Below are 15,327 nucleotides of genomic sequence, written 5' to 3' on the forward strand. Positions count from 1 at the left end.
AATGAGCCTGTTCGACGACTATCCGCCGGCGGCGTTTTACTTCACCGTCGCGCTGAGCGGCAGCCTGGTGGCCGACATGGCGTTCAGCGAGGTCTCGGGGATTGCCACCGAAATCGAGCTGGAGCCGTTGACGGAAGGCGGCGAAAACCGCTTCATCCACCAGCTGCCGAAGGCCGTCAAGCACGGCAATCTGGAACTCAAGCGTGGCATCGCCAGCATGCTGTCGCCGCTGGTGCTGTGGTGCAAAGACACGCTGGAGGGCGAGTTTGCCTCGATGATCACGCTGCAAACGGTGATGGTGATGCTGCGCGGCGGCCACGGCGAGGTGCTGCGCGCGTGGCAGTTCAACGATAGCTACCCGGTCAAGTGGAGCGTGGACGGCTTCAGCTCCACCAAGAACGAGGTGGCGATCGAGAAAATTTCGCTGGCGTACTCGTACTCGCAGCGCGTGCTTTAACCACGGGAGAAGACCATGTCGATCGAGATACGGGAACTGGTGATCAAGACCACCATCGTCGAGCGCGCCGCCAGCGACAGCGGCGAGCCAGCGGCAACGCCAGCACTAAAGGAAGAAATCCTGTCGGCCTGCCGTCAGATGATCCTCAACCTGCTGCGTGAACGCGGAGAGCGCTAGGCATGTCGGGCCAGAAAACCCTGTTGACGATTGCCGCCTGCACCGTGTCGGACGACGGCGTGGTGAGCGTGGACAGCTCGCGCCCGGAATTTCAGGCCTTGATCAATCCGGCCGGGTATGAGCACGGCTTAAACATCCGCTACACCAAAACCCAAGCGCTGGGGCAGGCCGGCACCGAGACCAAATACGACGTCACCCAGGCCGAAAAATTGACGTTGAAAGCGCTCACGCTGGACGGCACTGGCGCCGTGCCGGGCGTGGTGGTGCCGGTCAAGACGCAGGTCGAGCAATTGCGCACCGCCGTCTATGCCTATGTCGGCACCAAGCACGAGGCGCCGATAGTGCAGCTCGTGTGGGGCGCGCTGATTTTCTACGGCCGGGTGGAAAGCCTGAAGTTCGACTACACGCTGTTCATGCCGAACGGCGACCCGCTGCGCGCCAAAGTCACGCTCAATCTGGTCGAGTACATCAGCCAGCAGGAAATCATCAAGGAGAGCAAGCAAAGCTCGCCCGACCTGACGCACCTGATCGTGGTGCGCGCCGGCGACACCTTGCCGCTGCTGTGCGAGCGCATTTACCGCAATCCGTCCTATTACCTTGAAGTAGCGCGGATCAACGGCCTGACGGCATTCCGCCAGCTGGTGCCCGGCACCAGCCTGCGCTTTCCACCGCTAGGTTAAGCATCATGCCCGTCTCCCCAATTGCCGAAAGCACCGGCCCGCTCAGTTTTATCCTCACCATTGATGGCGAGGAAAAAAAGGACACGGTGCAGGTGGAATCCATCGTCACGCGCCACGAGACCAACCGCATTCCGACGGCAATCATCACCATCGTGGACGGCGACATGCCGAACCGCGAATTTCCGGTTAGCGACACCACCATGCTGCTGCCGGGCGCGGAGATCTGCATCAGCGCCGGCTACGACAGCAAGGTCACGCAGATTTTCAAGGGCATCGTCATCAAGCATGCGATCAAGATCGGCGCCGGCAACGAGTCGCGGCTGGTGATCGAGTGCCGCGACAAGGCCTTGGCCATGACGGTCGGCCGCCGCAACGCCAACTTCGTCGACAAGACCGATAGCGACATCATGGCAGCCTTAATCGGCGGCCATGCGGGCCTGACCGCCAAGGTCGATAGCACCAGCATCACTTACAAGGAACTGGTGCAGTACTACGTCAGCGATTGGGACTATATGATGGCGCGCGCCGAGGCCAACGGCTTTCTGGTCACGGTGGACGCCGGCACGGTCAGCGTCAAGGCGCCCGATGGCAGCGCGGCGCCGGTGCTGCTGCTCACCTACGGCATCGATATTATTTCTTTCGACGCCGAGCTGGATGCGCGCTGGCAGCTGAGCAAAGTGACCGGCACCAGCTGGGACTTGACCAGCCAGGCCATTGTCCAGCAAAGCGCCACTCCGGTCACCTACGGCAGCAACGGCGACGTCGCACCGTCCAAGCTGGCCGAGGTACTGGGCGTGAGCGACTACGTGCTGCAAACGGCCGCGCCGCTGGAGAGCGCGGCACTCACCGCCTGGAGCAAGGCCCAGCAGACCAAGTCGGCACTGGCGCGCATTCGCGGCTCGGTGAGTTTCCAGGGGCACGCCGCCGCCAAGCCAGGCGCCATGATTACGCTGGCGGGCACCGGCACGCACTTCAACGGCGACGTCCTGGTCAGCAATGTCACGCACCGGCTGACGGCGGGCAACTGGACTACGGAGGTGGAGTTCGGCATGCCAGCTTACTGGTTCACCGAGGAGCACCAGTTGCAATCGGCGGAAGCATCGGGCTTGACGGCCGGCGTGACCGGCTTGCACGTGGGCGTGGTCAAGAAGCTCGACGCCGACCCGGAAAGCCAGTACAAAATCCAGGTGACGGTGCCTCTGATGAATGCGCAAACCGTGGGCGTGTGGGCGCGCTTGTCGAGCTTTTACGGCTCCAAGGGCTTCGGCGCCTTCATCATTCCCGAGATCGGCGACGAGGTGGTGCTGGGCTTTTTCAACAACGACCCGTCCTGCCCGGTGATTCTCGGCAGCCTGTACAGCGCGGCGCGCACGCCGGCGTACGAGCTGGAGGCCGCCAATAATTTCAAGGCGCTGGTCACGCGCAGCAAGCTCAAGCTGGAATTTGACGACGACAAGAAGGTCATCACGCTGATCACGCCGGGCAACAACAAGATCGTCATCAGCGACGACGCCAAGTCCATCCTGCTGCAAGACCAGAACAGCAACAAGGTCGAACTGAGCCCGAGCGGCATCCTGCTCGACAGCCCCAAGGACATCACCATCAGCGCCAAGGGCAAGGTGGCGATTTCGGCGGTGCAAAACGTCGAGGTGGCGGCACAGATGGACGTCAAGGTCACCGGCCTCAATATCAACCAGAGCGCCAACGTTGGCTTCGCCGCCAAGGGTGCGGCGACCGCCGAGCTGTCGGCCGCCGGCCAGACCACCGTCAAGGGCGCGATGGTCATGATTAATTAAGGACACGCCATGCCGCCCGCCGCCCGCATCACCGATATGCACGTCTGCCCGATGGTCACGCCGGGGCTGCCGCCGATTCCGCACGTCGGCGGGCCGATCTCCGGCCCCTGCGTGCCGAATGTGCTGATCGGCGCACTGCCGGCCGCCGTGGTGGGCGACCTGTGCGTGTGCGTGGGGCCGCCGGACAGCATCGTCAAGGGCAGCGCCACGGTGATGATTGCCGGCCGGCCGGCGGCGCGCATGGGCGACACCACGGCGCACGGCGGCAATATCGTGCTGGGCTTGCCGACCGTGATGATCGGGGGCTGAGATGGATACAGACAAGTCTTTCCTCGGCACCGGCTGGAGCTTCCCGCCCGAGTTTGCGCGGCGCGGCAAGGTGCAAATGGTCAGCGCGGAAGAGGATATCCGCCAGAGCCTGCGCATCCTGCTCAGCACCACGCCGGGCGAGCGGGTAATGCAGCCGAGTTTTGGCTGCGGCCTCAAGCTCAAGGTGTACGAGACCATCAATGAAAACGTCATCACCATGCTGAAGGACGTGATCCAGCGCGCCATCCTGTTCTTCGAGCCGCGCGTGACGCTGGACAGCATCGTTGCCGATAGCAGCATGGCACAGGAAGGGCTGCTGAATTTTACGATTCACTACACCGTGATCAGCACCAACACGCGCCACAACATCGTCTATCCGTTCTACTTCAGGGAAGGCAGCGATGTGCAGCTCTAGACTGATTGTCAGCGATGGCCGCGACCAGCAGCACCGCCGCCCGCCGGCGCTGTGCGGCGATTACTTCCGTCTCAACGAGATGTCGTTCGAGCAGCTGGCGGCACTGGCGGCCGAGTATGCGCGGCTGGTGCATTTCTATAAGCTGGACCTCACGCCGGAGGGCGACTGGCACGAATATTTCAGCGCCGATGAAGCCATCTTGATGGCGTCTATCCTCGCGGTCGATACCAACAAGATGCTGAGCGAGTTTGAATTACGCTTGCAGCGAGAGCCCGACTATCACCAGTGGTTCGAGGCCGATGCCGGGAAGGAGCTGTACGGCGGCTACCGCGATAATCTGAATTCGCCGCTGCTGGTGCTGCGCGCGCTCGACGCGTGGGCGGTGGCGGTGCAGCCGATGCGCGGCCATGCCGGGCAGGAAGTCCGCACGCTGCTGGAAGGCATACTACGCGGCTTGCGGCGTGAAGTGGCCGAGCTGATAAAAACCGCGCCGGCGTCATTTTATGAAAGGGCTGGTGCGGTATTTTCGCATCAGTTGCATACCTTGACTGCGCTGCACGAGGTCACGCCGCAAGACGCCGATATCAGCCTCGTTCGCCACAACTTTCACACCGTGATGCAGGGTGTGCGCATGCTGCAAAACGGCATCCGCCGCTTGCTGCCGCCGTCGCTGCGCAGCGGCGACCACGATCCCGGCATCAGCTTGCTGATCGCGTTTATCCAGCTATTCCAGCAATTGCTGGAACGGCTCAACCGCTTTGGCGACCAGCGCATTGATTTCTACTACCAGCGCGTGCTTGGCATGCGGCCGCAGCCGCAGAAGCCGGACAGCGCCTTCCTGGTTATCAAGCCGACGGCGGCCGCGCGCCAGATCCAAATCGATGCAGGCACCGAATTCATCGGCGGTGTGGACGCCGACCAGAAGGACATCATCTACTCGGCCGACACGGCCTCGACACTGAGCGACGCCCGCGTCACGGCGCTACATTCACTGTATTTTGAGCGCCGCCCCATCGTCCGCACGACAGGCTGCTACCACCGCCAGTTCGACCTGCTGCCGCTGGACGGCGAAGATCGCGAGCACGAGAAAGCCCCGGCGCTGCCGCTGATGGGCGCGCCCAAGCCGGGCGAGCCGCTGATCAGCGGCGAAGCGGCGGCGTTCGGCTTCATCTTGGCCAGCAAGGTGCTGCTGATGCGCGAGGGCGAACGCACCGTGCGCGTGCTGTTCCAGTACCGCGTGCCGTCGCACGCCAAGCGGCCTTCGCTGGAGCAGCAGCTCAAGAACGTGCTGGAGCAGGTGCGCGCCGACCCGAAGCGCACCAAGGAGGAGGTGCAGGCCATCCGCGTCAACGATGTGTTCGTGCGCCTGTTCCGCAGCATGTTCCGCATCGGCCTGACTACCGAAACTGGCTGGTATCAAGTGACCGAGTACCGCCCGGAATACAGCGGCCTCAATCCCGGCTTGCCGGAGGACTGCCTTGCCATCGAGTTTGTGCTGCCGGCCAGCGCACCGCCGGTCACGCCCTACGTCGCGGCCGTGCACGGCGCTGCCTACGACAGCAAGCTGCCACTGCTGCGCTTCGAAATGACGCAGAACGAGTACCGCTATCCCTACGATTTGCTGGCCGACTGCATCCTGCACGATATCCGCATCGAGGTCGAGGTAAAGGCGGTGCGGCAACTGCTGCTGCATAACCAGGTCGGGCAGCTAAGCGCGCTGTCGCCGTTCATGCCGTTTGGGCCTTTGCCGGCGGTCGGCTCCTACATGGTGGTCGGCTGCGAGGAGATGCTGTACAAGCAGTTGCAAGATGTGTCGATCGACGTCGAGTGGACTGGCCTGCCGCTCGGCCTTGGCGGCTTTCCCGAATATTACCGCGCCTACCCCGAGCCTTTGAAAAGCGATGACATCGAGGCCAGCGTGGCCGTGCTGACCGACGGCAAGTGGCTGCACGCCGGCCCCACGGTCAAGCTGTTCCGCTACCAGACCAACGACGATGGCAGCCCAAGCAATCTGACCAGCGACGACAACAATATCAGCCTGCATGATGCGGTGCAGTTTTACAAGCCGGTGGAGGGCATGCCGGACGCTAGTGGCGCGCCGTTCCAGTACACCTCGGCCAGCATGAACGGCTTGTTCAAGATTACGCTGGAAGGGCCGGCCGGCGCGCTCGGCCATCAGGAGTACCCGGCGCTGCTGTCGCGCGTACTGACGCAGAACGCCCAGCAAAAGAAAGTGCGCCTGATGTCGCCGCTGCCGAATGCGCCATACACGCCGCAGATCAGCCGCATCGCGCTCAATTACAAGGCCACGGCGACGATTATGTTTGAGAAGGCGCGGCGTGCCAACAGCCCGTCGGAGGCCGATAGCTTTATCCATCTGCATCCGCTGGGCTGGCAGAGCATGTTCTTTAGCGATACGCGGCTGATCCGGCAGATCCCGCGCTACAAATCGACCGGCCAGCTATATATCGGCGTGGAGGGCAAGCAGTTGCGCGGCGCCTTGTCGCTGTACTTCTACCTGCGCGAGGATTCGCTGCCGATGAGCGGCGTGAAGAATATCAAGCTGCGCTGGCGTTACCTGGCCGGCAATCGCTGGCGGCCGCTGGAGTCGAACCGGATATTGGAAGACTCGACCAAGGGCTTTATGACCAGCGGCATCGTGCTGCTGCAACTGCCCGAGGATATCGACACCAATAATACCGTGATGCCGGCCGGGCAGTTCTGGCTGTGCGTGTCGGCGGAAGAGGGCGTGGAGCGCTTTTGCAGCCTGTACTCGGTGTACGCGCAGGCGATTCGCGTGACGTGGCGCGCCGACCGCGGCGCCAAGCCGCAAGCGGTGATGCCGGCCATGCACATCAATCGTGCGAAGGAAAACATTCCCGGTATCGACAGCGTCTACCAGGTGCGCCGCTCGTTTGACGGCAAGGCGGCTGAGACGGCGTTGCAATTCCGTGTGCGCGCCAGCGAGCGCCTGCGCCACAAGCAGCGCGCCTTGACCGCCAGCGATTATGAGCAACTGATTCTGGAGCGCTTCCCGCAAGTGTTCAAGGTGAAGTGCTTTCCCAATCTGCGCCAGGTCGACGATCCGGCCAAGCGTTCGCTGCCCGGCCATATCTTGATCGTGGCGATTCCGTATTTGAATCGCGGCGGCCACCTCAACCAAAAGCCGACCCTGAGCGGCTACCTGGTCAACGAGATCAAGCAGTACGTGCGCCAGTTTGCGTCGCCCGACGCTGTGATCCGGGTGGAAAACCCGGTCTATGAGGAGGTGCAGGTGCGCTGCACCATCAAGCTCAAGTCGCAGCTGCACACCGGCCGCTTGAGCGAGCAGATCAACCAGGCGCTGTGCGATTACCTGTCGCCGTGGAATGCGCAGGGCATCAACAAGCATTTCGGCTGGAGCTTGCGCCAGCATGACGTGGTGTCTTTCCTGCTCGATCTCGGCTACGTGGATCGGGTGTCTGGCGTATCACTATTACAGATTGCGCCATGGGGCAAGCCGCTTGACCGGCTATTCCAAATGCGCGACAACGCGCGCGAAAAAGACGTGGTGCAGAAAGTGATTGTGCCCAGCTACCCGTGGAGTATCGCGGTGCCGATGAATCAGCACTGGATCGTGCTGACGGATAAGCACGAACCGGCAGAGGCCAAGCATATCGGCATCGAGGAGCTCAAGATCGGCTCCACCTTCATTATTTCGAATAGGACAGAATCATGACCCGCCGCCGCCGCACCATGCTCAAAGAGCAGTTCGAGCTGGGCAAGATGCCCAGCCAGCAGGATTTTGAGGACTTGATCGACTCCATGCTCAGCATGCTCGACGAGGGCTTTGAAAAGACGCCGGAGGCCGGGTTCAAGATCGCGCAGCTGCGCGACGGCCGGCTGATCAGTTTTTACCAGGACATTGGCACCGGCAACGCCATGTGGTCGCTGGGGCTGGACAAGGCCAACAGCAACCTCAGTTTCCAGGATCGGCGCGGCCAGGCGATGCTGACCTTGACCAGCACGGTGGACGGCGACGGCGTGCCGCACAGCGGCGTTGGCATCCGCCAAAGCCATCCGCGCCATGAGCTGGACGTGGCAGGCACGGTGGCGTCGCACGCGCGCGTCGGCCGCAGCGGCGACTTTGCCGTGCCTGCCGATGGCTACTGGTATGACGTGACCGACTTCATGACCGGCTGCCAGGCGCTGGAAGTGGTGGCCGGCGTTGGCGGCAAGGATAGCGACGGCCGCTACGCCATCATGCACGCGTTTGCCACCAATGCGTTTGGCGCCAACGGCGATATCTCGTACCACCAAAGCCACTTCGGCAACCGGTGCAGCCGCATCGAGCTGCGCTGGCAGCGGGCGGAGGTGGCGAAGCCGTTCGAATTCAAGTTGCAAATGCGGGTTGGCTGCTCTTACGGCGAGGATGTCTGGGTCAAGTACCACATCACCCAGCTTTGGCAAGACACGCTGATGCTGGAAAGCGACGACAAGCCGCTGCGCCAGCCCAGCCCGCAATACGATGAAAAAGGCAAGGTCAAGGAATAAGGACGTGGTTGCGTGAAGATTGAGGATCACATCAAGCGTTTGCTGAGCGATCCTGACGGCCTCGATTTCGACGGCCTCAGGCGCAAGGGCATCGCTTTGCTGCAAGATTTGTCGAGCCAGCAATGGACTGACTATAACTTGCATGATCCCGGCGTGACGCTGCTGGAATTGCTATCGTATGGCTTGACCGACCTGGTCTACCGCACCGATTTCGATGTGGCCGATTTCCTTACCGGCCCGGATGGCAGGATCGATTTCGAAGCGCAGGCGCTGTATCCGCCGCCGGATATCTTCCCCAACCAGCCGGTGACGGATATTGATTTCTGCAAGCTGATCTACGACCAATTGCCGCCGGTGGATGATGTGTGGATCCGCAAGCGCGGCAAGACTGGCTTGTACTCGGTGTTCATCAAGCCGCACGAGTCACTGTTCGAGAGCGATAGCCGCAGCGATTGCGAAGCGTTGCGCAAGGACGTGCTGTTGCTGCTGTCGATGTACCGCAATCTGTGCCGCGATGTGGAGCGTGTGTCCATCGTGCGTGCGCAGGTGTATAGCCTGAGTGGCGAGATCGAGATCGACGACAGCCGGCCAGCGGCCGAGGTGTATGCCGATATCTACTTCAGCTGCGCCAAGCTGATTTCTTCCGGGGGCCAGATCGTGCGCTTCGAGGAAGCGCTGGCGCAGGGCATGAGCTGGGAGCAGATGCTGGAAGGGCCGTTGACCTATCACGGTTATATCGCCGACGGCCACTTCAAGCAAGCCAATTACGAAATCGACGTGGTCAACCTGATTACGCTGGTGCGGCATATTCCCGGCGTGCGGCAGGTCAAGCGGCTGTGCTTGCGCCGCGATGCCGAAGACATGGAGTACAGCCAGGTCAAATTGAAGGAGTCCGGCGAGGTATGCCCGGTGCTGGGCTTTCCGCAGTCGGCGGCCGTGTTGCAAAAGCTGCGGCTGATTCATGGCAAGAGCACCGATCCGTTGCAGACCGGTTCGCAGGAAGATTTTCAGCATGTGCCAGGCCGGTATGCCGACCAGCTGCACGAAGAGGCCAAGCTTTACCTGCGCAAGCTGGAGTTCGAATACGATGCTTTCCGCAATAACGAGGGCCAGTTGCAGCGGCTGCTCAAGCTGCCGCAGGGCAGTTACCGTGATTTGGCGGAATATGGCTCGGTCGGCGAGCATACGCCGGCCGTTTACGGCATCAACCATTACGGCGTGCCGGATAGCTATCCGCCCGAGGCGAAGGCGCGGGCGCGGCAGTTGAAGGCATACCTGTACCCGTTTGAGCAGATGATGGCGAATTACCTTGCTTCGTTGCAGGGCATTAAGCGCTTGTATTCGTCGGACGAAACGCTGGATCGGACTTATTTCGCGCAGTATCTGGGCAACGAGCAAGTGCCGAACCTGGAGGTGCTGTATAGCGGCCATGTGGGGCAAGGCGAGGTGGATGCGGTGCTGGCGGGGCAGGATACCTTCACTGATCGCCGCAACCGCGTGCTTGACAGCTTGTTGGCCGTCTACGGCGAGGTGTTTCCGGCCGATGCGTTGCGGCGTTATGACGTGTATCACCCGGATGATTTCGGCCATCATCTGATCGAGTGCAAGATTGGCTTGCTCAAAGATTTCTGCGATCTGAGCGCCGGGCGCGGGCAGGCCATGAATTTGCTACTGCCGTATTGGACTGGCGAGAATTGCGCGCCGATCCAGCGGCGGGTGCAGTTGTTGTCGGGCTGTAGCGGGCAGGTGGTAGGGCGCAAGCTGGTGCAGGCGCTAAATAATGATGAGGTCAAGTTCATCAGCGATAAGCGCTATGAAGGGCAGCTTGAGCGGCAAGTCGATTACGGCAAGACCAAGCCGTTGGCGTGGGCGGCTGAGGCGGCGCCGCAGCCGGTGTTGTCTGGGCTGCCGTTTGGTACGCTGAGTCCTTCGCTGCTGTCGGCCGGCATTCGCAAGGAAAACTATAGCGTGCTGGCGGAGGAAGGCGAGCAAAGCTGGCTGTGTCTGAGTTTGGATGAAAAGCGCTGCTGGCCTTTGTTGCGCCTGCCTAGCGCCGATGCGCCACAGGCTGCGCGCGAGTTGCGGCAGCGCTTGATCGGCTTGAACAAGGCGACTGAAGGCTTTCATTTGCTGGAGCATGTGTTGCTGCGTCCGCGCGTGGCGGCGACGCAGCATGATGTGAAGTCGGATTTCTATGCGCACCGGGTGAGCGTGGTACTGCCTGGATTTACGGCGCGCTTCCGGGATCAGGGCTGCCGGGCGTGGGTGGAGGAATTGATTGCGCAGAATTTGCCAGCGCATATCTTGCCGACTTTCTATTGGCTCGATTTCGCGTTCCTGGCGCAGTTTGAGTTGCGCTATGCGCGCTGGCTGGAGCTGGTGGGCGTGGTGAATGATCCAGCGGCGCTGGATCAGGCGGCGGCGGAGTTGATCGCCTTCTTCAATACGGTCGATGCGTATCACACCAACCGGCAATGGATGTGATGATGCGGACACCTAATCTAATCCATGGACTGACGCTGGATGTGGCCTACGAGGGCGGCGAGGAAAGCAGCGAATCGCTGGCGGAATGGTTGCGCGCGGCCTTGTTGCCGGTGGTGGATACGGCGCTGGCACAGCAGGACAGGGCCGGCCAGGTGCGGCGCATCGAGCGGCTGGAAATTGATCTCGGCAGCGTGCTGCGTGAGGAGGCGGAAGGCGAGTTGGCGCGGCGCTTGTCGGAGCAATTGGCGTCGGCGCTGGATTGGTCGCCGGAGGCGGCTGGTACAGCCGCCGCAGTAGCCGCCCACGCGACCGGCGCGGCTGCAGATGCCGATGCCGATGCCGGGTGGCGGTTGGCACGCGAGCAGTTGCTGAATTTCCTGCGTAGCGGTCGTCTGCCGTGGTCGGTATCGGCCGATCAGCAGACAGCGCATGAGCGCTTGCTGCGGCAAGTGTTGGCTGCGCCGAAGGCATCGGAGGTGCTTCGAGAGGTGGTGCAGGATAGCGATATGCTGATTCGGCTGGTTCGCCAATTTAGTGCTGACTTGCTGAAGGAAGCAGCCTCGATGCTGCATCCGCACCGAGGACTGTCGCACAAAGACGAGAGCGAAGCGTATTGGCTGGCCGCGCTGCAAGGCACCGCAGCACCGAATGATGACGCAGCGTTAGCGCAGTTCCGCAACTGGCGGCAGCGCAGCGCCGAATTGCCATCCGAGTTGGCCGAGCTACACCAGTGGCTTATCTGGTGGCTGATGCACGATTCCAGCATGGTCAATCAGGATTGCAGCCTGATGCTCGATTCCATCGCAGCCCACAGTGCGGAAGCGCGTGATCCGGTGCAATTCATGCGCTTGGTGTTAAGTACTTTGCGCTCCGGCGGCCAGCTTGATCTTGAGGAGATGGCGCAGCAGTCCGCGACTGTGGCTCCCTCCGCTCCGATGGACGCCATCACCACGCTCAAATCGCAGCAGTCCATTCGGAACTTCGTCAGCCAGCAAATGAAGGAGGATGCGCGGCTAAGCAATCTCAACCCGGCGCAGTTATATCAACTTGTGCGGGCGTGGATAGGCGATCCGTCATCGCTGTTTTTGGCGGCGGTGGAAAGCTACGCCTTGCAAGCGAGCGGCGCGCATGGCTACTTCCTGCAAATCCTGCAAAGCCTGTTGAACGGGCAGGCCATAGACCTCGAAGCGCTAACCAGTGCAACCGCGCCGATCGCCGCGACCACGTCGCTCGCTTCCTCCGCCTCTGCCACTGCCGTGTCAACAATATCCGCTGCGAACGAAGACAGCGGCGATGCTGTCAGCAATCCGCCGTTGCGCGGGCCGTCGCCACTGCCAGCGTTGCTTCAGCAAAGCCTGCCGCAGCGGCTCGCCAGTGCCATGTTGCAGGCAGATTTGAGTACGCTGGAAGTTATATGGTCAGAAATCACGCGCCATCATGCGGATGTCTTGATCGCTGCCGCGCATCGCTACCTTCGCCGTCCACAGGAGCGCACGAACCTCATCGCACGTTCGTCGCCGGACATGTTGATCGCAATGCTGAAGGCCATATCTCCGGCCAACGCATTGCTGGTGGAGCCTATCTTGCGTCATGCCGAGCAATGCGGCGCGGTGCTGTCATCGCCATTGCCTGCTGACGAATTCCGCCAGCGTGTGCTGAATTTCGCGTTTGATCAAACGATGATCAACGAAGAGGTCGTGTTGTCTAGCCTCATCCAGACCCTGCTTCCCAAGCAGTCTCCATCCGAAGATGTCCGTGATGCCGGCCACGCTTGGCAAGCGATCTTGCCGTCGATGCATGCGCTGGAGAGGCTGCTGTTTGGCGACCGCTATCTGCTGGCTGTCGAACAGCATCTTCAGGATGGAGATAACGTTTCGCCAGCGCTGCATACGATGCTCGCCGCCGAGCTCTGCCAGCACTATCCTGAATTGCTTGGGCCGCAGCTTCTCGAGCAGCTGGCGGCGGAAGATTTGGTCTCCTTTGAGCCTGCTGCGCCGTCCGGCAAACAAGCGCCTGATGCCATCGCGATAAGCGGAGTTACGACTGGCGCTACCGTGGAGGCTTCGCTGCCCGCGGCCGCTGAGTCGCTCACCGCCCAGAGCAGCGCTGCCAAGGCGGTGATGACGACGAAAACGGCAGCCACTATCGAAACGGAAAGCATCGCGAATGGACAAGCGCTGCCAGAAGCCGCAAGCTGCGAAGTTGGCGGATCGCAAGGCGCTGTTGACCGCGACTTTGAGGGCTCGGACGGCATGCCGCAACGCGCAGACCAGAGCGGCGCGGTTGTTGACATGCAAGCGACTGGCGACAGCGCCGCAGCGGTTGATATGCAAGTGGACGCCGAAGGCGCAGAAGCGAACGTCGCCGGGAGCACCGCAGCGCGGAATGCCGTCACGCCGCAAGGCGAAGCGACACGGAGCCATGCCAGAGCAAAAAACACGCGCAGCACCGGCCTAACTAACGACAAAGCTACGAGTGCAGAATCATCGGCCGCCGCGACTACGACTCCCGCCGCCGATGCCGACGCCACTACCGCCACTACCGCCACTACCGCCACTACCGCCACTACCGCTACTACCGCCACTACCGCAGCAGCCGTCGCCGTCCCGCTCAACATGGCAGGTGATGGCCCAGCAGGCGAGGATGAAGTTGCAGCTGTTGTCGCTGAAAGAGGTTCCGTGGTTCGCAAGTCGGCCGGCACTGCAGCCGCTGCCATCGTCGCTACCGAGGAAGCGACTGGCGTTAGGAAAGACGTAGAGTTTATCGCTCCAGTCGATTTGGCGGCGGGCATAGCCTCCGATGCGTCTGCCGCTGTCATCGCGGCAGACGATGGCGCTGCAGGTGTGGGCGAAAGTTTAACGAGTATCGTGGAAGACGATTTGACGATAGGTATGACAGTCCATGTCGATACGGATGCGGATGCGGTTGACCATGGCGTGGCTGGTGAGGCGGAGGGTGTCGTTGACGTCCTGGGGCGCGATGTCGCGGCGATGCTGGCGGCCCGTGACGCTATGATCGATGCGGAACACGATTACGCCGGGGGCACCGACGGAGATGCTGGCAGTATCGGGGATGGCGCTGCCGTTGCCATCGTGGCTCGTGATTACGCAGGAGATGCTAAAGGAGCCGCTGCTGGTATCGCCGGGGATGTGGCCCTCGCTACCATCGCAGGCGTTAATTCGGTGGAGGCGAATGCGGGCGCGCTAGGTGTAGCGTCGGCAAGTGAGTCGGCGGATATGGATGCAGGCACGACGAAGGGCGGCGCTGTTGGCTTCGCCGGCGTCAGTTCTGCAAAGCGTAATGCCGCAGAGGGCGGGGCGGCAGTCGGCTCGGGCGCTGATGTAAGTAGCGCTGCGGTTAGCGCCGTGCCGGTAGCATCGGCTGAGAAAACGGCTGGCAGTTTGGTGTTGAAGACTGCCTTGGAGGCCGAGGGAGCATTGGCGGTTTTGCTGATGCGGGCGGAAGCGCTTGGCCGCACCGAGCAGCTCGCCGCCGAGTTGATGCTGCAACGCGTACTGCGCGCTGACGGCATCCCGCTGAGCGGAGCGCTGGAAACGGCACTGTCCCAGCCATCCGCGATTGACCGGTTGGTGCAACTGGCGCCCGCGCCGGTATTGGCGCAACTACTAGTTCAGTTGCAGACGGAGTTGGCCGCGCAATTGCCATCGGTACTGCGAGCGATCGCCGCGATTGTGCCTGTTGCCCGCATTCCGGCAATGCAAAGCAAGGCCCATTGGCGCAGCATTTACCAAACAGCGTTTGTCACCGCCGATCCGATTACGCCGGCAGAATTTATCCGCAGCTTGATCCGCAATCTCGGCGGCAAGGCCGATACGGATCTTCCACCAGTACAGCCAGCCGCACACTCGCGTCAAGCGGCGATGCAGGCGTTGCTGCGACCGCTGGCCACCCAACCGGCCGGAAAGGGGACACAAGCATACGACCAAGCGCACGAAGAACCAGCACCATTCACCGGCGAATCCAACATCCGCAACGCCGGCATGGTCATCATCGCCACCTACGCCCAGCGCCTGTTCAGCATTCTCGAACTAACCAAGGACGGCCAATTCATCAGCGAAGAAGCCGCGCAGCGCGCCGTCCATCTGCTGCAATACGCGATCACCGGCGCTAGCACGACGCCGGAGTACCAACTGGTGCTGAACAAACTCTTGTGCGGCATCCACGGCGGCCAGCCGATCGCGCGCGGCATCGACATCACCGACAAGGAAAAAGACACCATCGAACAAATGCTCAACGGCGTCATCGCCCACTGGAAAGCCCTCGGCAAAACCTCGATCGCCGGCCTGCGCCAGACCTTCCTGCAACGCGAAGGCCATCTGTACTTCGAAGAGGAGGCATGGCACCTCAAAATCCCTACCGCCACCTTCGACATGCTGCTGGATCGCCTGCCATGGAGCTTCGCCATGATCAAGTTCCCCTGGATGGAACATCCCCTCCACGTGACCTGGCGCTAAC

At 61.7% G+C, this 15,327-nt stretch carries 10 protein-coding genes; all 10 read left to right on the forward strand.

Annotated elements, in window-relative coordinates; all coding sequences use genetic code 11:
- The first annotated feature begins 1 nt into the window (after position 1).
- The 10 genes from GTP45_RS09740 to GTP45_RS09785 are packed head-to-tail and all read left to right on the forward strand — an operon-like array spanning position 2 to position 15,326.
- The gene (locus GTP45_RS09740) at positions 2–457 is read left to right on the forward strand and encodes a phage tail protein (RefSeq protein WP_161013681.1); all 456 of its coding nucleotides are present in this window, start codon (positions 2–4) and stop codon (positions 455–457) included.
- A gap of 15 nt (positions 458–472) precedes the next feature.
- The gene (locus GTP45_RS09745; RefSeq protein WP_161013682.1) at positions 473–634 is read left to right on the forward strand and encodes a DUF5908 family protein; all 162 of its coding nucleotides are present in this window, start codon (positions 473–475) and stop codon (positions 632–634) included.
- Between the two features lie 2 nt (positions 635–636).
- The gene (locus tag GTP45_RS09750; RefSeq protein ID WP_161013683.1) at positions 637–1,314 is read left to right on the forward strand and encodes a CIS tube protein; all 678 of its coding nucleotides are present in this window, start codon (positions 637–639) and stop codon (positions 1,312–1,314) included.
- Positions 1,315–1,319: 5 nt separating this feature from the next.
- Positions 1,320–3,110: a type VI secretion system tip protein VgrG gene (gene vgrG, locus GTP45_RS09755; protein ID WP_161013684.1), complete on the forward strand. Its 1,791-nt coding sequence runs from the start codon at positions 1,320–1,322 to the stop codon at positions 3,108–3,110.
- A gap of 9 nt (positions 3,111–3,119) precedes the next feature.
- Positions 3,120–3,419, forward strand: a complete 300-nt coding sequence (locus GTP45_RS09760; RefSeq protein ID WP_161013685.1) for a PAAR domain-containing protein — start codon at positions 3,120–3,122, stop codon at positions 3,417–3,419.
- A gap of 1 nt (position 3,420) precedes the next feature.
- A complete protein-coding gene (locus GTP45_RS09765; protein WP_161013686.1) occupies positions 3,421–3,834 on the forward strand; it encodes a GPW/gp25 family protein in 414 nt (137 codons plus the stop codon).
- Complete coding sequence (locus GTP45_RS09770) at positions 3,821–7,552, forward strand: baseplate J/gp47 family protein (RefSeq protein WP_161013687.1); 3,732 nt, start codon at positions 3,821–3,823, stop codon at positions 7,550–7,552. The genes GTP45_RS09765 and GTP45_RS09770 overlap by 14 nt, the downstream gene beginning before the upstream one ends.
- Positions 7,549–8,367, forward strand: a complete 819-nt coding sequence (locus tag GTP45_RS09775) for a hypothetical protein (protein WP_161013688.1) — start codon at positions 7,549–7,551, stop codon at positions 8,365–8,367. The genes GTP45_RS09770 and GTP45_RS09775 overlap by 4 nt, the downstream gene beginning before the upstream one ends.
- A 12-nt stretch (positions 8,368–8,379) precedes the next feature.
- Positions 8,380–10,851: a baseplate wedge protein gene (locus tag GTP45_RS09780; RefSeq protein WP_161013689.1), complete on the forward strand. Its 2,472-nt coding sequence runs from the start codon at positions 8,380–8,382 to the stop codon at positions 10,849–10,851.
- A complete protein-coding gene (locus GTP45_RS09785; protein ID WP_161013690.1) occupies positions 10,842–15,326 on the forward strand; it encodes a contractile injection system tape measure protein in 4,485 nt (1,494 codons plus the stop codon). Before GTP45_RS09780 ends, GTP45_RS09785 begins: the two co-directional genes overlap by 10 nt.
- Position 15,327 lies beyond the last annotated feature (1 nt).

This window comes from Duganella rivi (assembly GCF_009857435.1).
GTDB classification, from domain to species: Bacteria; Pseudomonadota; Gammaproteobacteria; order Burkholderiales; family Burkholderiaceae_D; genus Rugamonas; species Rugamonas rivi.

Excerpts from the sequence above, each read along its gene's own strand:
- GTP45_RS09740 (WP_161013681.1), top strand. The coding sequence starts at position 2 with ATGAGCCTGTTCGACGACTATCCGCCGGCGGCGTTTTACTTCACCGTC.
- GTP45_RS09745 (WP_161013682.1), top strand. The coding sequence starts at position 473 with ATGTCGATCGAGATACGGGAACTGGTGATCAAGACCACCATCGTCGAG.
- GTP45_RS09750 (WP_161013683.1), top strand. The coding sequence starts at position 637 with ATGTCGGGCCAGAAAACCCTGTTGACGATTGCCGCCTGCACCGTGTCG.
- vgrG (WP_161013684.1), top strand. The coding sequence starts at position 1,320 with ATGCCCGTCTCCCCAATTGCCGAAAGCACCGGCCCGCTCAGTTTTATC.
- GTP45_RS09760 (WP_161013685.1), top strand. The coding sequence starts at position 3,120 with ATGCCGCCCGCCGCCCGCATCACCGATATGCACGTCTGCCCGATGGTC.
- GTP45_RS09765 (WP_161013686.1), top strand. The coding sequence starts at position 3,421 with ATGGATACAGACAAGTCTTTCCTCGGCACCGGCTGGAGCTTCCCGCCC.
- GTP45_RS09770 (WP_161013687.1), top strand. The coding sequence starts at position 3,821 with ATGTGCAGCTCTAGACTGATTGTCAGCGATGGCCGCGACCAGCAGCAC.
- GTP45_RS09775 (WP_161013688.1), top strand. The coding sequence starts at position 7,549 with ATGACCCGCCGCCGCCGCACCATGCTCAAAGAGCAGTTCGAGCTGGGC.
- GTP45_RS09785 (WP_161013690.1), top strand. The coding sequence starts at position 10,842 with ATGGATGTGATGATGCGGACACCTAATCTAATCCATGGACTGACGCTG.